This is a genomic window from Nesterenkonia suensis (assembly GCF_054782935.1).
In genome coordinates, this window is sequence record NZ_BAAGRN010000001.1 from 1014283 (window position 1) to 1032831 (window position 18549).

An 18549-nucleotide genomic window follows, 5' to 3' on the forward strand; every position below is an offset into this window, starting at 1 on the left:
ACGCCCCGGGAGCTGACCTGAGGGTCTGGCTCCCGGGGCGTGTGTCGCATCGGCCGGGTCACAGTGCGGCCGGTGGGCGCGGCGCGGGCCCGGGCGGGGACGTCCGGCTCCGCCCGCTCCGTTAGGCTGGAGCCGGACGTCCCTGCATCGGAGAGGAAGGCACCCATGTCATTCGGTCAGCGCACCTACGACCGCACCCGCCCGGAGATCGACTTCCCCGGCGAGACCCCGCCGTCGGAGCTCGTCGTCGAGGAGCTCATCCCCGGCGGCGGCCAGGCCGTCGAGCCCGGTGACCAGGTCTCCTGCCACTATGTGGGCGTGTCCTGGTCCACCGGCGAAGAGTTCGACGCCTCGTGGAACCGCGGCCAGCCGCTGGACTTCACCGCCGGTGTCGGCCAGGTCATCGCCGGTTGGGACCAGGGGCTGATCGGGATGAAGGAGGGGGCGCGGCGTCGCTTCGAGATTCCGCCGCATCTGGCCTATGGCGAGCGGGGAGCCGGGGCCGCGATCGGGCCGAACGAGACCCTGATCTTCGTGGTCGACCTGGTCGGCGTCCGCCGAGCCCGCTGACCCCCATGGTCGGGTACCGGCATATCAGCCGACGCGCCCCGGACCGTGTCCCGGGAGTGCATGCGGAATACGCGGCAGAGCCTCATGCCGCGAGGCTGGACGGCGCCCAGGACGTCACCGCCGACAGCGGGGTCAGCCGGGCGCTCTCGCTGGCCGCCACGCTGATCGACGCCGCCCCGGCCGGTCTCACCAAGGCCGAGGTGCGTGAACGTGTCGAACAGTACCGCGCCGACGGTGGATCCGTCTCCGCAGAGGCCTTCGAACAGCAGTTCAGCCGGGACAAGCGGCATCTGCGGCGCATCGGCATCGAGATCACCGAGCATGGCGGCGCCGGTGAGCAGCGGGACGGCCACGGCGGTGACCATGAGTTCCGCTATCTCATCGACCCCCAGGCCCATGGCCTGCCGACGCTGCAGCTGGAGGCCGACGAGGTCATCGCCCTGCGGCATGTCGAGCTGCTGTGGAGCGGCACCAGGGCTCAGCTGGCGATCCGTCAGGCCGCCGGGGCGCTGCTGGCGCCGCATATCGGTGCGGGCCGGGACGCTGACATCGTCGGGACTCTCCCGCCCCAGCCGGCCGCCGTACGCCTGGGCCTGGCCGATGACCAGGTCCTGGACCACCTCGGCGTGCTGGCGGATGCCCGTGGCCTGCGGGCGGTGAGCTTCGCCTACGGCCCCCGAGGGCGGCACCGCACCGAACTGCGGCGCACCCTGCCTCTGGGGGTGGGATCACGCGGCGGGTGGTACCTGGTGGGCCACGATCTCGATCGGGACGCGGTGCGGGTCTACCGGCTGGACCGCATCCGCGGGCAGATCACCACCCTGCCGGGACAGCACGACGTCGTCGATGCGGTCCTGACGGCGATCGAGGAGTCACGGCTGGACCCCCGACAGGTGACGGAGCAGCATCTGGAGGCCCTGGGGCCGGTCCATGACACCGAGACCGTCCGTCTGGAGGTCGCCGAGCCCGTGCTGGCGTCGTTCCTCCCGCATGCCCGTCCGATGGATGAGACCTCGGCGGGGCCGGCTGGATCGGCAGGATCAGCGGGGTCGGCTGGATCAGCCGGGTCGGCGGGCTCGGCCGGGTCTGCACGGTCCGCAGGGACGGAGGCGGAGCAGGAGGATCCGAGCACCGCGAAGGGTCCGCATCAGCTCACTGTGGACACCACGTTGCATGACTCGTTCATCGGTAAGGTCGCCGCAGCGATGCCGCAGGTGCGCATCCTGACCGGCGAGCGGCTCACCAGCTTGGTCCGGTCCCATCTGGCGTCGGTGCTGCGGGCCCACCGGGACCGTCCTGCAGAGCCGGTCACGCTGAAGCCGGTCTCCTCCGGAGTGCGGAACGACGCCGAGGTCAAGATCGCCCGGGTGGTGAGCATCGCCGCCTATCTGCAGGCCACCGGAGGAGCGAAGGTGAGCGATCTGCTGGTGCGCTATGGCCTCACGCCGCGCCAGCTGCATCGGGATCTGCTCTCACTGCAGCAGTCCGCAGCCTTCGACGACGCCCAGTTCGGGCACTACATCGACATCGCCCCGGAGCTGCCGCTGACCCGGCGGGCCTTTGAGGAGCAGGTGCTCGCCGAGGACCCGGTGATCCGGGTGGAGCTTCCGGGGGAGCGGCTCAGCAGCACGCTGGGCAGGCCGCTGCGGCTCTCCGCTCCGCAGGCGCTCTCGCTGCTCATCGGTCTGGAGGGGCTGATCGCCTCCCAGGAAGCCGCCGAGCAGCCGGTCCGCCGGGCCGCGATCCGGCTCCGGGACCGGATCCGAGCGATCGTGCCCGAGGCCCTCGACTCCACCGCGGAGGAGCTCAGCCTGGTCTGGCGCAGCGGAGACGAGTTCGGGCGTGAGCCGCAGCTGCGGGAGGCGCTGGAGTCCGGTCACGCGGTGGAGCTGCTCTACGAGGACGTGTTGGGACGGCACAGTCGGCGGATTGTGGATCCGGTGACGCTGCTCCATGACGGTCCGCGCACCTACCTGCGGGCCTGGTGCCGCTCTGCCCAGGCGGAGCGCCATTTCCTGCTCACCCGGATGCTCGAGCTGCGGGCATTGCCGGAGTCGCCGCTCAGTGAGGAGTCGCGTCGCCTGGCCGAGGAGCCGGCACGGCGTCCTGTGGTGCCGCGGCTGCCAGATGACGTGCTGGTGACCCTGCGGTTCAGCCCCTCGGCGGCGGCGGAGGCCGAGGGATGGGATCCGCTGCGCGAGGTCTGGCACGACGACGGCGCCCGGACCGTGGAGGTCGCGCTGCGCAGTCGACGCCTCGCGGTGGATCTCGCCCTGCGCTCCGGCGGGGACGTGACGGTCATCGGGCCAGAGGAGGTGGCGGTCGAGGTGCAGCGGCGGGCCGCGGACGCCCTGAAGTCCCTGGGGTGAGGTCCGTCCAGTCGGGTGGAGTATCCTGGGGGCAGACGAAAGGACGCACGCCATGAACATCACCGGTTGGCAGATCGCCATCATCGCCCTGCTCATCATCCTGCTGTTCGGTGCGCCGAAGCTTCCGCAGCTGGCCAAATCAGTGGGGCAGTCGATGCGGATCTTCAAGTCTGAGGTCCGCACGATGAGCGAGGAATCCCAGTCCACCGACTCTCAGGACCAGGAGTCCGAGACTGGGTCCGACGAGCGTCCGGCCGTGGAGGGGCGCGTGATGGGCGCTTCCGAGAATCCGCGCCGCAGCGGCTCGAAGCAGCGTCGGGACCACGCCTGAGGGCCGATGGCAGGGACGCACGACGACGATCCCCGCAGCTCCGGACGACGCCGCAGGAAGAGACGCCGCAGGGACCCTGAGGGCAAGATGCCCCTCAAGGAGCATCTCCGCGAGCTCCGCAACCGCCTGATCAAGGCGTGTCTGGGCATCGTGATCGGCGCGGTCGCGGGCTTCTTCCTCTACGACATCATCTTCGGGCTGCTGAGTTCTCCGGTGGTCGACTTCGACGACGTCGACCGCAGCACCGAGATCGCCTTCAACACAGTGGGCCAGCCGCTGGACCTGATGATCCGTATCTCGCTGTTCGTCGGGATCGTCATCTCCTCGCCGGTCTGGCTCTACCAGGTGTGGGCGTTCATCATGCCGGGGCTGCAGAAGAAGGAGAAGCGGTACGCGATGGGTTTCATCGCTGCCTCGGTGCCGCTGTTCGTCATCGGGATCGCCATGGCCTATGTGGTGCTGCCGCGGGCGATCCAGTTCTTCTTCACGCTGAACCCCGAGGGGACCTCGAACATCATCGCACCGGATGTGTACTTCACGTTCGTGCTGCACCTGTTCCTGGCCTTCGGCGTCGCGATGGTCATTCCGGTGGTGCTGGTCGGGGTCAATATGATGGGTCTGGTCTCTGGGCGCCGGGTGCTGAAGAGCTGGCGGGGCACCGTGATGTTCATCGCGCTGATCTCGGCGATGGCCGCCCCCGGGGGAGACGCGATCACGATGTTCTTCATCGCCGGGCCGCTGGTGGTGCTCTTCGGCGTGGCGATCCTGCTGTGTCTGCTCAACGACAAGCGCCGAGCCAGGCGCGTGGCCGCGCGGGAGGCCGCCAACGAGGACCTCGTCGACAGCCCGTGATCGGGGTGCGGATCGTCTCTCCGTGAGAGATCGTCGCCGAATCAGGGGGCGATCTCTCACGGAGAGACGATCTTCTGCGGGACGCCGGGTCTAGGTCGGGTCAGCTCCGGTGGGTGGGTCCAGCACAGACCAGCCCAGTACAGATCAGCCTGACCCGGTTCGGTTCAGGACAGATCGGTCCGGCCCGGTTCTGCCGAGCCCGGTTCACCGTCGTGCCGACTGCTGGGCACGCAGTCCGCGCAGCAGATGGTCCTGCTCCTCGATGAGGATCCGGCGCAGGGCGGCCGGAGCGGTGCCGTGGGTGCGGAGCCATTCGGCGGTGCGCCGCACCACCGGATGATCCTCCGGTTCCTGGCCGACGGCCAGGTCCTGGGTCCCGGGGTACAGGCCCGACACCACCCGGGTGGCCTGGCCCTGGCTCATCCGCGCCCAGACGTCCTGGAGAGAGGCGAAGTAGTCCTCCTCGAAGGGTGCGGTGAGCGTCGCCGGTCCGCAGCGGAACCCGTCCACTGTGGCGGTCAGGTGGTCGTTGGAGAGCTCCTCGCCGTGCTTGTCAGTGCCGGCGATCGCCTGGGCGAAGGCCTCCTGCTTGATCTGGGGGCGCGGACGGGCCGCCAGCGCCAGCCGGTGGGCGATCCGGCCGCGTGCCGTCGTGCGGGCGGCCAGCTCCGCGTCGAGCACGTCCCGCTCCACCCGGCCGTGCACGGCCAGTGCCTGCAGGATCGCCCAGCGGATCTCCTCGTCGAGGTCCAGACCGGAGATCCCCAGCGCGGCGGCCTCGCCGTCGAGCAGCGCGGAGAGCAGGTCCAGCTGGACCGTGGTGCGGCGGGACAGGGTCGCCAGGGCTCGGACGGCGGCGCGCTGGCGATCGCCACCCTCCTCGTCAGCGATGAACTCAGCCAGGCGTGCGGCGAACCGGTCCTGGAGGGCCTCTCGCTGCTCGACCGGGGTGTAGAGCTCCAGAGCACGGCCGCTCTGCCGCAGCAGGCCCTGGACGACGACGACCTCCTCGATCTGCAGGCCGAGAGTCATCACGGCCTCCAGGAATCGGGAGGCCGGCAGCTCACCATCGCGGACCATCGACCACAGGGCGGCCCAGACCGTGGCTCGGGCCAACGGATCCTGCACCGGGTGGGTGAGTGCGGCGGCCACGGAGGCCGCGTCCATGCTGAGCTTGGCGTAGGTGAGGTCCTCCTCATTGGCCAGCAGCAGCCGCGGGGTGCCCGGCTCGGGCATCGGCAGCCCGTCGACCACGGTACGGCCGTCGAGGGCGACTCGTGACGTCCCGGTGCGCTGCAGCGTGCCGGTCTCCTGATCGAGCGCGTGCACGCCGACCTCCACCACATGCGGGCGGGTGAGGTGCTCTCCGGTGGCGGGATCCGTGCCGCCCTCGTCGACGACGACGGCGCCGTCGTCGACCGTCGCGGCGATGACGGGCACCCCGGCAGTCTGCAGCCAGGCCTGGGCCCAGCCGGTCATGTCCTGGCCGGAGACCTCGCCGAGCACCGCGAGAAAGTCCTCCAGGCTGGCGTTGCCGAAGGCGTGCCGGGAGAAGTACCGGCGTGCGGCGTCCCGGAACGCCTCCCGGCCCACGAAGGCCGCCAGCTGCTTCAGCACGGAGGCGCCCTTGGCGTAGGTGATGCCGTCGAAGTTCTGGTCGGCGGCCTCCAGATCGGTGATGTCGGCGACGATCGGGTGGGTGGTGGGGAGCTGATCCTGCACATAGGCCCAGGCCTTGCGCCCGTTGGCGAAGGAGATCCAGGCGGTGGTCCAGTCGGTGGCCTCGTCCACGGCGAGTGAGCCCATGTAGTCGGCGAAGGACTCCTTGAGCCAGAGATCATCCCACCACCGCATGGTCACCAGGTCCCCGAACCACATGTGCGCCATCTCGTGCATCAGGGTGTTGGCCCGTGTCTCCCGCTGGGCATCGGTGGCGACAGTGTCGAAGACATAGGCTTCGGTGAAGGTCACCAGCCCCGGATTCTCCATGGCTCCCAGGTTGTACTCCGGGACGAAGACCTGGTCATATTTTCCCCACGGGTAGGGGACGGCGAACTCGGCGTGGAAGAAGTCCAGGCCGCGGCGCGTGAGCTCGAGCAGGTCGTCCGCGTCGAAGTGCTCGGCCAGCGAGGCCCGGCACAGCACAGCCAACGGCACCTCGAGAGGGTCGCCGTCGTCCACCCGGCCGCTCCAGTGCCCGTCCACCCGGTGGTAGGGGCCCGCGAGCAGCGCGGTGATGTAGCTGGACATGCGGCGAGTCTCGGCGAACCGGACCCGTACCAGGCCGACGCCCGGCAGGCCTGTGGCGCCGCCCGGGACGGACTCCCGCGAGATCTCCGCACCGTTGGAGCGCAGCTCCCAAGTCTCCGGACCGGTGAGGGTGATCCGGAACGTCGCCTTGAGGTCAGGCTGCTCGAAGACCGGGAAGACCCGCCGGGAGTCGGCGGGCTCGTACTGCGTGTAGAGGTAGACCTGACCGTCGGTCGGGTCGACGAAGCGGTGGAGGCCCTCTCCGGAGCGGGAGAACCGCGAGGTGGAGCGCACCTGGACCACGTTCTCCTCGGCCAGCTCCGGAAGCCGGATCCGGGCGGCGCCCACGTGCTCGGACACCTCCAGTGCCGTGCCGTTGAGGACGAGCTCCTCCACGGTGGCGCCCAGGTAGTCGAGAAAGGTCTCCTGTCCTTCAGCAGAGGTGCGGAAGCTGATGCGGGTGGTCACCGGGTAGGTCGTCGCGTCCTCGTCGGCGGCACCGGAGAGGTCGACGTCGACCTCATAGGAGTCCACCTGCAGGTGCGCGGAGCGGGCCGCGGCCTCGTCCCGGGTGAGGTTCTCCACCTCGGCCCGGGGGAACGGGGAGCGCGGCCCGGCGGATGCGTGCATGTCAGTGATAGTCATGTCACCATTCAAGCCGCATCCACCGAGCGGGGCAAAGCCCGTTACCGAGGGGACCAGTCAGCGGCTCAGCCGCCCTGGCGCTGGGCGCGGCGCTCCTGCTGGCGCCGCTTGACGAGGATCTTCTCGTCCACCGGGGCGTCGGAGGAGGCCCGCAGCACCCGATAGTGCTCCATGGCTTCGGCCTGCCGCTCCTGCTCCGCACCGGAGGCTACCTCCATGCGCACATGGTCGGCGGTGTAGCCGAAGGAGTCCACGATGTCCTGTGCGAGCGGACGGAGCCGCGCCACCAGTCGGTTGATGTAGGGGGAGAGGGTGCGTGCTCGCTGGGCCGAGATCCGGCCGTTGATCAGGTACCAGTCCAGGCTCTCCTCGATGCGGGTGAGCGCGTAGACGTCCCGGAGCCAGGTCAGCACCTGGCGGGTCCCGGCGTGCTCCACCTCCTCCAGGGCCTCGGTGAAGGACTCCCACACCAGCAGGTCAGCATGGGCCTTGGCGGCGTTGATGATCTCGTACTGGTGTTCGTTGAACGTGGCCGCCTGCTCCGCGGCGGGCTTGCGGGCCACGCTGCGCAGCTCACCGGCGACGTCTGCGACCATCTGCCGGACCCGGTCGGTGAGCAGATCGCGCTGCACCTCGGTCTGCTTGAACCAGTTGGCGCTGCGCCGTTCGTCGCCGGTGTCCTGCACGGACTGCAGTGCACGGCGCAGTCCGAAGCGGTGCAGCACGGTGGACTGCGCCTGTGAGGCCACGTAGCGGGAGAGCGCCCCGACGTCGGCGTCCTTGAACTCTGCGGCGTAGTCGCCGAGGAGGCGCTTGGCGACCAGCTGCAGCAGCACGTTGTTGTCACCTTCGAAGGTGACGTAGATGTCCAGGTCGGCTCGCAGCGTGGCGAAGCGGTTCTCCGCGATGAATCCGGCGCCGCCGCAGGCCTCCCTGGCCTCCTGGAGAGTGTCGAGGGCATGCCAGGTGGCCACCGGTTTGATCGCCGCGGCCAAGGTCTCGAGCTCCTGGCGGTTCTCGTCGCTGTCGTCGGCGCCGGAGAAGACGTCGTCGAACTTGGTCAGCAGCTTCTCCTGGGCGAAGCCCAAGGCGATGGTGGAGGCCAGCCGGGGGATCAGTCGGCGCTGGTGCAGCTGGTAGTCCATGATGACCTCCTCCTCCACCGGGGAGGAGGCGTTGAACTGGCGGCGCTGGTTGCCGTAGGTCACGGCGCCGATCAGGGCCAGCTTCGAGGCCGCCACAGAAGCCCCGGAGAGCGAGACACGTCCCTGCACCAGGGTGCCGATCATGGTGAAGAAGCGGCGGCCGGGGCTCTCGATGGGGGAGCTGTATGTGCCGTCGGCGGCGACGTCTCCATAGCGGTTGAGCAGGTGGGTCCGCGGGATCCGGATCGAGTCGAAGGCGACCCGGCCGTTGTCGATCCCGTTCAGGCCGCCCTTCTGGCCGTCATCGGTGATGGTGATGCCCGGCAGCGGGTTGCCGTCGTCGTCCCGCAGGTGGGCGTAGAAGCAGTGCACCCCGTGGTTGACGCCGTTGGTGATCAGCTGCGCGAAGACGGCGGCGTCCTTGCCGTCCACGGCGGCGTTGCCCAGATAGCGTTTGGTGGCCGCAGTGAAAGGTGTGTGGAGGACGAACTCCTCCGTCTCGGGATCGTAGGTCGCCGTGGTCCCGATGGAGGCGACGTCGGAGCCGTGGCCGATCTCGGTCATCGCGAAGGCGCCCGGCACGCTGAGGTCCATGATGCCGGGCAGGAAGCGTCGGTGATGCTCCTCGGTGCCCAGGTGGAGCACCGCGGAGCCGAAGAGGCCCCACTGGACTCCGGCCTTGATCTGCAGGGACGGGTCGGCGGTGACCAGCTCTTCGAAGGCGGCGATGTTTCCACCGTGGGCGTCCTGACCGCCGAACTCCTTCGGAAAGGCGCGGTGGACGGCGTCGGCGGCCACGAGCTCATGGAGCTGACCCAGCACCCGCTGGCGATGGTCCTCCTTGGTGAGGCCCTCGACCTTGTGGAATCGCTCCTCGGTCATGAGGGCGCGGGAGACCCGGCGGGTGTCGGCCCACTTGCCGAGCAGGATCTCCTCGAGGAGACCGGTGTCCAGGGATGGTGAGGGCACCTCGTGTTCAGTAGTGTCGGTGGTGCTGTGACTTGTGGTCTGACTCGTGCTGTGACCCGTGGTCTGACTCATGGTCCGACTCCTTCGCCCGCGTGGGGGAGTTGTGACAGTGATGATCAACACAGGTAGTCTAAGATACTGAGTAGTAATAAAGCCAAGTCCTGGTTCACCGACTGGAGGAGAACACTTCGTGACCATCACTGATCAGACGCGCGACGTCGTCGTCATCGGAGGCAATCGCCTCCCCTTCGCCCGAGCCCACGGCGCCTACGCCACCGCCTCGAACCAGGACATGCTGACCTCGGCCCTCAACGGCCTGGTGGCCCGGTTCGGCCTGCAGGGCCAGCGGATCGGGTCGGTGGCCGGAGGTGCGGTGATGAAGCACTCGAAGAACTTCAACCTGGTGCGCGAGTCCCTGTTGGGGACCCCGCTGGACCCGGCCACCCCCGCCACCGACGTGCAGATGGCCTGCGCCACGGGCATGGAGGCGATCGGTTCGTTGGCTGACAAGATCCGCCTGGGGCGGATCGAGTCCGGCATCGGCGCCGGCGTGGACTCCATCTCGGACGCGCCCATCGTGGTGACCGACGCACTGCGCAGGATCCTCATGGAGGCCAACCGCGCCAAGACTCCGGGCCAGCGGCTCAAGGCCCTGGCGAAGATCCGCCCGGGCCACCTCGCCCCGCAGGCTCCGGGTGTGAACGAGCCGCGGACCGGGATGTCCATGGGTGAGCACATGGCCGTGACGGCCCATGCCTGGGGCATCGGCCGTCGGGAGCAGGACGAACTGGCCCTGGCCAGCCACCAGAACCTCGCCGCCGCCTATGACGACGGCTTCTTCGACGACCTGGTCACCCCCTTCAAGGGTGTCCAGCGAGACACCAACCTGCGGCCCGACTCCACTGTGGAGAAGCTCGGGAAGCTCTCCCCGACCTTCGGCCGGGATCTGGGGGAGGACGCCACCATGACGGCGGCGAACTCCACTGCGCTGACCGACGGCGCCTCGGCGGTCCTCCTCGGCTCCGAGGAGTACGCCGACGCCCACGACCTGCCGAAGCTGGCGAACTTCGTCGACTACGAGCAGGCGGCAGTGGACTTCGTCGACGGTGCTGAAGGGCTTCTGATGGCGCCGACCTATGCCGCGGCCCGGATGCTGGACCGCCATGGTCTCACCTTCGAGGACTTCGAGTACGTCGAGATCCACGAGGCCTTCGCCTCGACCGTGCTGGCCCAGATCGCCGCCTGGGAGGACGCCGACTTCTGCCGGGAGAAGCTCGGACTCGACGCTCCGCTGGGCCGCATCGACCGCAGCCGACTGAACGTCCACGGCTCCTCGCTGGCGGCCGGTCATCCGTTCGCCGCCACCGGCGGCCGCATCGTGGCCAGCCTGGCGAAGATGCTCCACGGCAAGCCGGGCAAGCTCGGGTTCATCTCGGTCTGCGCGGCCGGCGGTCAGGGCATCACTGCGATCGTGGAAGGCAGGTGAGCATCTCCATGGCTCGAGACACCTATACCGAATTCGTCAACACCCCGGTGGGCAAGCGCCTGACCAAGACGCTGGGCCTGCCGCAGCCAGCGAAGCTGCGGCGTCACCGACCCGGTGAACCGGTCGTCACGGGTCCCGTCGTGGTGGTCGGCACCAGCTCCGCCTCGGACGAGATCGCCTCGCTGCTGGTGGGGTGGGGCCTCGACGTCCGTCGCCATGTGGAGCCGCGGGAGCGGGTCGCGGCGGTGATCGCCTGCTTCGACGTCGTCTCCACCCCGGCGGACCTCAGCGAGGTCGCGCTCGGACTGGGCGCAGTACTCAAGCAGGTGGCGCCCTCCGGGCGGGTGATCACCGTGTTCCGCCGCCCGGAGACGAGCGAGGACCCCGCCGTGCGCGCCGCCCGGCAGGGCGTGGAAGGACTGACCCGATCGGTGGCCCATGAGATGCGCGCAGGCGCCACCGCCAACGGGCTGGTCCTCGCTGACGATCTCGACGTCGCCGCCCCCTCCGTCGCCGGGGGCCTGCGCTTCCTGCTCTCCGGACGGTCGGCCTTCGTCTCCGGGCAGTTCCTCAGTGTGGACTCCGTCAACGGTGCTCTGCCCGAGGACTGGGACCGCCCCCTCGAGGGGCAGGTCGCGGTCGTCACCGGCGCGGCCCGGGGGATCGGGGCCGCCATCGCCGAGACTCTGCACCGGGACGGGGCCCGCGTCATCGCAGTGGACGTGCCGGCCGCGGGCGAGCAGCTGGCCGCCACAGCCAACCGGGTGGCCGGCACGGCGCTGCAGCTCGACATCACCGCCGAGGACGCGGGGGAGCGGATCCTGGCGCACGCTCGTCAGCATCATGGCCGACTCGACATCGTCGTCCACAACGCCGGCATCACCCGGGACAAGCTGCTGGGAAACATGGATGCTGCACGGTGGGACTCCGTGATCGCGGTCAACATCGAGGCCCAGCTGCGGATGAATCGTGCGCTGCTGGCCGATGAGCTGTTCAGCCGGTCCGAGGGGCCCAGCGGGCCGCGCATCGTCTCGCTGGCCTCCACCTCCGGCATCGCCGGAAACCGCGGACAGTCCAACTACGCGGCCTCCAAAGCCGGTGTCATGGGGATGGTCGCCGCCACCTCGGCGCAGATGGAGGCGCGGCACGGCACGATCAACGCCGTCGCCCCGGGGTTCATCGAGACGGAGATGACCGCCCGCATCCCCTTCGCCACTCGTGAGGTGGCCCGCCGCCTGAACTCGCTGAACCAGGGCGGCCGTCCCGTCGATGTGGCGGAGACGATCGCCTATCTGGCCTCCCCGGCGGCCGGCGGCACCAGCGGGCTCACCCTGCGCGTCTGCGGGCAGAACCTGATCGGTGCCTGAGCGAATGGGTGGACACGCACCCGCGAACATGACACGGAGGACACGCACAACAGGCAGGCAGGAGCAGAGCATGAGTCCACAGCAGTTCCGCCGCATCGGGCTGCCGACGCTGGCCCAGGTGTACCTGCGGGCCGGCTGGGGGGCAGCCCGCACCACCCTCGGTCGCCGAACCCCCGAGGGCGGGCCGGACGGCCTGCCGGAGCGCGGAGTCGTCGCACGGCACGCGGGGGTGACACCGGAGCAGGCCGAGGCCTACCGGGGGCTCATGGCCGGTGAGGCGTTCGACGGAGTGCATCGCCGTGCGCTGCCGTCGGTGCTGGTCCACATCATGGGCTTCCCTGTACAGATGGGGCTGCTCGCCGGGGACGACTTCCCGCTGCCGCTGATGGGCATGGTGCATCTCAGCAACGAGGTGGACCATCGTCGTCCCGTGAGGCCAGAGACTCCGGTGCAGATCCGGGCATGGGCCGAAGGGCTGCGTGCCCATCGCCGCGGCACCCAGTTCGACGCGGTGGTCGAGGTGCTGACCGACGGAGCCGATGTCGACCAGCCGGAGGCAGAGCAGATCCTCTGGCGCGGCACCTCGACCTATCTCAGCCGAGGAGTGCATCTGGCCGGTCGGCCGGATCCCTCCACGGGGGAGGGCCGGTCCGGTCGGGAGGAGTTCACCGCACCGCCGAAGACGGGTCAGTGGTGTCTGGCCGCCGACGTCGGTCGTCGCTATGCCGCAGTCTCGGGGGACTGGAACCCCATCCATGTCAGCGGTCTCAGCGCACGGATGCTGGGCATGCCTCGGGCCATCGTCCATGGCATGTACGCCGCGGGCAGGGTGCTCGAAGGGAGGGAGCCTGAGCAGGCGGGCCACCGCTGGCACATCCGCTTCGAAGCTCCCATGCGGCTGCCCGGCACTGTCGCGCTCCACGTCGCGCGTGCCGACGCCGTCGGAGCCCCTGTGGAATCGTTCACCGGTTGGGATCCCCGCGCCGGAAAGCGGCATTTCCAGGGAGAGCTGCACCTGCCCTCCTGAGGGCGCCCTTCGTGGAGGGCCCCTGGTGACAGTGTGCCGTGAGGTCCGCGCGCGGACCTACAGAGCCTCTAGGATTGTTCTCATGGCAGCGGCTCAACGTAGTTCAGGACAACGCGGCTCGACATCGCGCGGCGGCCAGCGGGGGCGCAAGGGAGCCGCCGCCGGCGAGGATTTCCGCACTGTCGAGCCCGCGCCGCTGATGCTGCTGCGCGGACCTGAGGACTACCTCGCCTCCCGCGCGATGGACCGGATCAAGGCGCACCTGCGCGCGGAGCATCCCGATCTGGAGTACACCCGCCTCGACGTGAGCGCGGCCGCCGCGGGGGAGCTGGCCACCCTGGCGTCGCCCTCCTTGTTCGGGGAGGCCCGGCTGATCCTCGCCGAGGATCTCGCTCAGATGAACGACACCTTCCAGGCGGAGGCGCTGGCCTACCTGGGGGAGATGGCCGAGGACGTCACTCTGGTGATGCGTCATTCCGGCGGCAACCGGGGCAAGAGGCTGCTCGACGCGCTCTCCGGCCGGGCCGTCGTCGTGGACTGCTCCGCGGCGAAGACCGAGACCGACAAGATGGACTTCCTGCGCCGCGAGTTCCGGGCGGCAGGTCGGGAGATCCAGCCCGACGCCGCCCGTGCCCTGGTCGCGGCGGCGGGCTCCTCGCTGTCCGACCTGGGGGGTGCCTGTCAGCAGCTCATCCGAGACGTGGCCGGCCAGATCACCGAGGACGACGTCGACCGGTACCACGGGGGCCGGGTGGAGGCCACGGCCTTCAAGGTTGCGGATGCAGCCTTCGAGGGACGCCGTGACGCCGCCACTCGCCTCTACCGTCATGCTGTGGCCACTGGGGTCTCCCCGATCGCCGTCACGGCCGCGTTGGCCCGGAAGGGGCGGCAGATAGCCGCCCTGGTGGACCATCGCGGCAGCGCCGATCGGCTCGCCTCCAGCCTGGGGGTGCCCCCCTGGCAGCTTCGTCAGGCGGCGGAGACGGCTCGACGCTGGCAGTCACACCGTGCGGCCGTGGCGGTGGAGGCCGTGGCGCGGGCCGACGCGGAGGCCAAGGGGGCATCGCGCACGCCGGAGTATGCGGTGGAGCGGGCGATCGCCATCATCGCGGGATCCGTGGGCCGCTGACCGGCTCACGGAGCGCCCGGCGGGACCCTGAGGGTGTTCTCTGCTACCATCGATAGGCAGTGTCCACGGCCTTCGTGCCCGGCACTCCCTGCGGCAGAGAGCTCTCTGCGTGACGTCAGGTCCCTCTGCCTGATGACGTCACGCATTCGCCATGGCAACCCCACGCCACTCAGTCTGTCTTCTGCCGCCCAAGCAGGGATACAGTCCTCACACCAGTGAACACCAGACAGAAAGACACCACGTGGCAAACATCAAGTCTCAGAAGAAGCGCGTCCTCACCAACGAGAAGGCTCGCCTGCGTAACCAGGCCGTGAAGTCCGAGCTGAAGACCGCGGTGAAGAAGGTCCGCCAGGCCGTGAAGTCCGGTGACAAGGACGCCGCCCTCGCGGCGAACCGCGAGGCTGCGCGCAAGCTGGACAAGGCCGTCTCCAAGGGCGTCATCCACAAGAACCAGGCGGCGAACCGCAAGTCTGGCCTGGCCGCCAAGGTCAACGCCCTCTGATCGTCGCGGCTCCGTCCCCACGGAGCTGCGGTCCCCGGGCCCCGTCGCAGATGATGCGACGGGGCCCGCGGCGTCTGCCGCAGGTTTCGCGCCTCTGACCCGGGTCTCTCCGGGCGCCGCGTCCCGCAGACGAGGTTCCCCGGCAGTTTCGTGGAAGAATGGAGCGTCAGCCGCACATCCGCCCCCGAGGGAAGGACCTCCTGCCCGTGTCTCCGAAGGCCCGCACTCCTGAGGTGCCCGCCGCGACCGATCCTGGCGTGATCCGCAACTTCTGCATCATCGCGCACATCGACCACGGCAAGTCCACACTGGCGGACCGCATGCTGCAGCTGACCGGGGTGGTCCAGCCTCGGGAGATGAAGGCGCAGTACCTGGATCGGATGGACATCGAGCGTGAGCGCGGCATCACCATCAAGTCCCAGGCGGTGCGCATGCCGTGGGAGCATGACGGCACCACCTACGCCTTCCACATGATCGACACGCCCGGGCACGTGGACTTCTCCTACGAGGTCTCCCGGTCGCTGGCCGCCTGTGAGGGGGCGTTGCTGCTGGTCGATGCGGCCCAGGGCATCGAGGCCCAGACCCTGGCCAACCTGTATCTGGCCATGGAGCACGACCTGACGATCATCCCTGTGCTCAACAAGATCGACCTCCCGGCTGCGCTGCCGGAGAAGTACGCCGAGGAGATCGCCCACCTCATCGGCGGTGACCCCGATGACGTCCTGCGCGTCTCAGGCAAGACCGGTGAGGGCGTCGAGGAGCTGCTGGACCGGATCGTCGAAGAGATCCCGCCGCCCGAGGGCGACGCCGAGGCACCGGCGCGCGCGATGATCTTCGACTCCGTCTACGACACCTACCGCGGCGTGGTGACCTTCGTCCGAGTGGTGGACGGCAGCCTTCAGCATCGGGAACGCATCAAGATGATGTCGACCGGGGCCACCCATGAGCTCCTGGAGATCGGGGTCTCCTCCCCGGAGCCCGAAGCGACCCGTGGCCTCGGCGTCGGCGAGGTCGGGTACCTGATCACGGGGGTGAAGGACGTCCGGCAGTCGAAGGTCGGTGACACGGTCACCTCGCAGACCCGGCCTGCCCCAGACATCATCGGCGGCTATGACGAGCCCCGGCCGATGGTGTTCTCCGGACTGTTCCCCATCGACGGCTCGGACTTCCCGGTGCTGCGGGAGGCGCTGGAGAAGCTCCAGCTCAACGACGCCGCCCTCAGCTTCGAGCCGGAGACCTCGGCGGCTCTGGGCTTCGGCTTCCGTGTGGGGTTCCTGGGGCTGCTGCACCTGGAGATCACCCGCCAGCGGTTGGAGAGCGAGTACAACCTCGACCTGATCTCCACCGCGCCCAACGTCATCTACCAGGTCACCGCGGAGGACGGCGAGGTCCACGAGGTCACCAACCCCAGTGAGTTCCCGGACGGCAAGACCGCCGAGATCCGAGAGCCGGTGGTGGCGGCCACGGTCATCGTGCCCAGTGAGTTCGTCGGTGCGGTCATGGAGCTCTGCCAGGCCCGCCGCGGCTCCATGGAGGGCATGGACTACCTGTCCGAGGAGCGCGTGGAGCTGCGCTACCGCCTCCCACTGGCCGAGATCGTCTTCGACTTCTTCGACCAGCTGAAATCGCGCACCAAGGGGTATGCGTCGCTGAACTGGCAGGGTGAAGGGGACCAGGTGGCCGACCTGGTCAAGGTCGACATCCTCCTGCAGGGAGACAAGGTCGATGCCTTCTCCGCGATCACCCACCGCGACCACGCCTATGCCTACGGAGTGAAGATGGCCTCCCGACTGCGAGAGCTGATTCCCCGGCAGCAGTTCGAGGTGCCCATCCAGGCGGCCATCGGCTCGCGGATCATCGCTCGTGAGAACATCCGCGCGATCCGCAAGGACGTCCTCTCCAAGTGCTACGGCGGTGACATCAGCCGCAAGCGCAAGCTCTTGGAGAAGCAGAAGGAAGGCAAGAAGCGGATGAAGATGGTCGGCACGGTGGAGGTGCCCCAGGAGGCGTTCATCGCCGCGCTGTCCTCGGATGACGGGCCGGGCGAGAAGGGCAAGAAGTAGCCGGTGCCCGCCACGTTGCCGCTGGGAGACCCGGTCCCGGCAGACGGCGTGTTGCCCGAACGGGTGCTCGCCAGGTTGTCGGGCCGTGCCGCCGCACCGCTGGGTCTCTACGTCCACATCCCGTTCTGCTCAGTGCGCTGCGGCTACTGCGACTTCAACACCTACACGGCTGAGGATCTCGGACCGGGAGCCTCCCGCAGCTCCTACCCTGACACCCTGATCCGGGAGCTCGATTTCGCCGCAGAGGTGCTGGAGCGTTCCGGGGCGCCCGGGCGTGCGCTGAGCACGGTCTTCTTCGGCGGGGGAACCCCGACCCTGCTGCCTCCGGCGGACCTGGCGCGCATTCTGGACCGTGCCCGGACGCTGCTCGGCCTGCTCCCCGGGGCGGAGGTCACCACTGAGGCCAATCCGGACACCGTGGACGCGGCCGCGGCCGAGGTGCTGGCTGAGGCCGGATTCACCCGAGTGAGCCTGGGGATGCAGTCGGCGGTCCCGGCGGTGCTGCGCACGCTGGACCGGACCCATGATCCGGCCAACGTCTCCCGGGCCGTGGAGGCCTGCCGTCGGGCGGGGCTGCAGGTCAGCCTGGATCTGATCTATGGGACCCCGGGGGAGAGCCTGGCTGACTGGCGCAGGAGCCTCGAGGAGGCGGTGGCCCTGGGCCCGGACCATGTGTCCGCCTACTCGCTGATCGTCGAGGAGGGCACAGCCATGGCGGCGAAGGTCCGTCGGGGTGAGCTGCCGGACATCGATCCCGACGACCACGCCGACAAGTACCTGCTGACCGACGAGCTGCTCGGTGCCGCCGGACACCGGTGGTACGAAGTCTCGAACTTCTCCCGGGACGCGACAACTCGCTCCCAGCACAATCTGAACTACTGGCTGGACTCCGACTGGTGGGGCGCCGGGCCCGGAGCGCACTCGCACGTCGCGGGGCTGCGCTGGTGGAATGTGAAGCACCCTTCCGCCTATGCGCAGCGGCTCTTCCAGGGTGTCTCGCCCGGCCACGGCCGGGAGCTGCTCGACGACGGCGCGGTGGCTCTGGAGCACCTGATGTTGCGTCTGCGCATCGCCGAAGGTCTGGACGTCGCCACCTACGAGGCGCTGCCGGGAGCCCAGCCGCTGGACGAGGCCACGCTGGGCGGCCTGGTGGCGGACGGCCTGGCCGAGGAGGCCGCCCTGCGGCCCGATGCGGACCACCCGCGGGGACGGGTCGTGCTGACGCTGCAGGGTCGCCTGCTGGCCGATGCGGTGACCCGTCGCCTCAGTGGATGAGACGCAGATTCATCCGGTACCGATAGGGGCGGCCCTTGTTGCATTCGATGCCCGCCACCAGCCCGGCGATCGTCATCACCACCCAGAGGGCGACGGCGGCGAGACCGAAGATCCAGCCGATGGCCGGGATCAGAGCCAGCACATAGCAGACCAGGAGCACCAGCGTCAGCGGGAGGGTGAAGTTCAGCGCCTCCTTCGACTCCTGAGCGGTGAACGGGCCTCGGTCACGGAAGACCAGATAGATGATCAGCGAGGGCACGCAACCCATCAGTCCGCCGAAATGGGAGAGCGTGGCCCAGCGTCGGTCCTCCGCGGGGGTCAGCGGCGGGGCCGCGTCCGAGGAGCCTTCCACACGGTCCGAGCGTCCGGGGCCGCGGGGCACGGCGCCCTCGCGACGTCGGCGTCCCGAGTGGTCGGGACCATCCGAGTGTGGCTGCTGCCGGTGTGGCGGCTCGGACTGTGGCACGGCGCCCCTCTCTGAGTCGGGTGGAACGGTGGGCCCGCGGGTACGGGCGTCGCCTACCTGGTTGCCCTGCATTCTAGCGCCCGCGGCTGAATCCTGATCTGCG

Annotated in this window: 14 protein-coding genes; 11 read left to right on the forward strand and 3 right to left on the reverse strand. The window is 69.3% G+C overall.

The features are described from left to right. Positions 1 to 165 precede the first annotated feature (165 nt). From ACYVKI_RS04415 to tatC, 4 genes are read left to right on the forward strand one after another with little or no spacing between them, the layout of a single operon-like run. Positions 166 to 570, forward strand: coding sequence for an FKBP-type peptidyl-prolyl cis-trans isomerase (locus ACYVKI_RS04415; RefSeq protein ID WP_460689108.1), 405 nt, complete (start codon positions 166 to 168; stop codon positions 568 to 570). A gap of 5 nt (positions 571 to 575) precedes the next feature. Then, the gene (locus tag ACYVKI_RS04420) at positions 576 to 2939 is read left to right on the forward strand and encodes a helix-turn-helix transcriptional regulator (RefSeq protein ID WP_460689109.1); all 2364 of its coding nucleotides are present in this window, start codon (positions 576 to 578) and stop codon (positions 2937 to 2939) included. 52 nt (positions 2940 to 2991) lie between these two features. Continuing rightward, positions 2992 to 3270: a Sec-independent protein translocase subunit TatA gene (gene tatA / locus ACYVKI_RS04425; protein WP_460689110.1), complete on the forward strand. Its 279-nt coding sequence runs from the start codon at positions 2992 to 2994 to the stop codon at positions 3268 to 3270. 6 nt (positions 3271 to 3276) lie between these two features. Beyond that, positions 3277 to 4122, forward strand: coding sequence for a twin-arginine translocase subunit TatC (tatC, locus tag ACYVKI_RS04430; protein ID WP_460689111.1), 846 nt, complete (start codon positions 3277 to 3279; stop codon positions 4120 to 4122). A 204-nt stretch (positions 4123 to 4326) separates the two neighbouring features. Here the strand turns inward: tatC and pepN are convergent, their stop codons facing one another. Together pepN and ACYVKI_RS04440 are read right to left on the reverse strand one after the other, a co-directional pair. Further along, the gene (gene pepN, locus ACYVKI_RS04435; protein ID WP_460689112.1) at positions 4327 to 7017 is read right to left on the reverse strand and encodes an aminopeptidase N; all 2691 of its coding nucleotides are present in this window, start codon (positions 7015 to 7017) and stop codon (positions 4327 to 4329) included. Positions 7018 to 7082: 65 nt separating this feature from the next. Then, positions 7083 to 9203 carry an acyl-CoA dehydrogenase family protein gene (locus ACYVKI_RS04440; RefSeq protein ID WP_460689113.1) on the reverse strand — a complete coding sequence of 707 codons (2121 nt, stop codon included), beginning with the start codon at positions 9201 to 9203 and terminating at the stop codon, positions 7083 to 7085. A 118-nt stretch (positions 9204 to 9321) separates the two neighbouring features. Here ACYVKI_RS04440 and ACYVKI_RS04445 point away from each other — a divergent pair, with 118 nt between their 5' ends. From ACYVKI_RS04445 to hemW, 7 genes are all read left to right on the forward strand, one after another. Continuing rightward, positions 9322 to 10617, forward strand: coding sequence for an acetyl-CoA C-acetyltransferase (locus ACYVKI_RS04445; RefSeq protein ID WP_460689114.1), 1296 nt, complete (start codon positions 9322 to 9324; stop codon positions 10615 to 10617). An 8-nt stretch (positions 10618 to 10625) separates the two neighbouring features. After that, positions 10626 to 11984 carry a 3-oxoacyl-ACP reductase gene (locus ACYVKI_RS04450; RefSeq protein WP_460689402.1) on the forward strand — a complete coding sequence of 453 codons (1359 nt, stop codon included), beginning with the start codon at positions 10626 to 10628 and terminating at the stop codon, positions 11982 to 11984. A gap of 70 nt (positions 11985 to 12054) precedes the next feature. Then, positions 12055 to 13011, forward strand: a complete 957-nt coding sequence (locus tag ACYVKI_RS04455) for a MaoC/PaaZ C-terminal domain-containing protein (protein ID WP_460689115.1) — start codon at positions 12055 to 12057, stop codon at positions 13009 to 13011. A gap of 82 nt (positions 13012 to 13093) precedes the next feature. Beyond that, the gene (holA, locus tag ACYVKI_RS04460; RefSeq protein WP_460689116.1) at positions 13094 to 14140 is read left to right on the forward strand and encodes a DNA polymerase III subunit delta; all 1047 of its coding nucleotides are present in this window, start codon (positions 13094 to 13096) and stop codon (positions 14138 to 14140) included. Between the two features lie 241 nt (positions 14141 to 14381). Continuing rightward, the gene (gene rpsT / locus ACYVKI_RS04465) at positions 14382 to 14642 is read left to right on the forward strand and encodes a 30S ribosomal protein S20 (protein ID WP_460689117.1); all 261 of its coding nucleotides are present in this window, start codon (positions 14382 to 14384) and stop codon (positions 14640 to 14642) included. Between the two features lie 206 nt (positions 14643 to 14848). Further along, positions 14849 to 16705 carry a translation elongation factor 4 gene (gene lepA / locus ACYVKI_RS04470; protein ID WP_460689118.1) on the forward strand — a complete coding sequence of 619 codons (1857 nt, stop codon included), beginning with the start codon at positions 14849 to 14851 and terminating at the stop codon, positions 16703 to 16705. A 3-nt stretch (positions 16706 to 16708) separates the two neighbouring features. Then, positions 16709 to 17980: a radical SAM family heme chaperone HemW gene (gene hemW / locus ACYVKI_RS04475; RefSeq protein ID WP_460689119.1), complete on the forward strand. Its 1272-nt coding sequence runs from the start codon at positions 16709 to 16711 to the stop codon at positions 17978 to 17980. On the opposite strand, the gene ACYVKI_RS04480 is transcribed toward hemW, so the two are convergent. Further along, positions 17970 to 18332: a DUF4870 domain-containing protein gene (locus ACYVKI_RS04480; RefSeq protein WP_460689120.1), complete on the reverse strand. Its 363-nt coding sequence runs from the start codon at positions 18330 to 18332 to the stop codon at positions 17970 to 17972. The genes hemW and ACYVKI_RS04480 overlap by 11 nt on opposite strands. Between the last annotated feature and the right edge of the window lie 217 nt (positions 18333 to 18549).

Excerpts from the sequence above, each read along its gene's own strand:
- ACYVKI_RS04415 (WP_460689108.1), top strand. The coding sequence starts at position 166 with ATGTCATTCGGTCAGCGCACCTACGACCGCACCCGCCCGGAGATCGAC.
- ACYVKI_RS04420 (WP_460689109.1), top strand. The coding sequence starts at position 576 with ATGGTCGGGTACCGGCATATCAGCCGACGCGCCCCGGACCGTGTCCCG.
- tatA (WP_460689110.1), top strand. The coding sequence starts at position 2,992 with ATGAACATCACCGGTTGGCAGATCGCCATCATCGCCCTGCTCATCATC.
- tatC (WP_460689111.1), top strand. The coding sequence starts at position 3,277 with ATGGCAGGGACGCACGACGACGATCCCCGCAGCTCCGGACGACGCCGC.
- pepN (WP_460689112.1), bottom strand. The coding sequence starts at position 7,017 with ATGACTATCACTGACATGCACGCATCCGCCGGGCCGCGCTCCCCGTTC.
- ACYVKI_RS04440 (WP_460689113.1), bottom strand. The coding sequence starts at position 9,203 with ATGAGTCAGACCACGGGTCACAGCACGAGTCAGACCACAAGTCACAGC.
- ACYVKI_RS04450 (WP_460689402.1), top strand. The coding sequence starts at position 10,626 with ATGGCTCGAGACACCTATACCGAATTCGTCAACACCCCGGTGGGCAAG.
- ACYVKI_RS04455 (WP_460689115.1), top strand. The coding sequence starts at position 12,055 with ATGAGTCCACAGCAGTTCCGCCGCATCGGGCTGCCGACGCTGGCCCAG.
- holA (WP_460689116.1), top strand. The coding sequence starts at position 13,094 with ATGGCAGCGGCTCAACGTAGTTCAGGACAACGCGGCTCGACATCGCGC.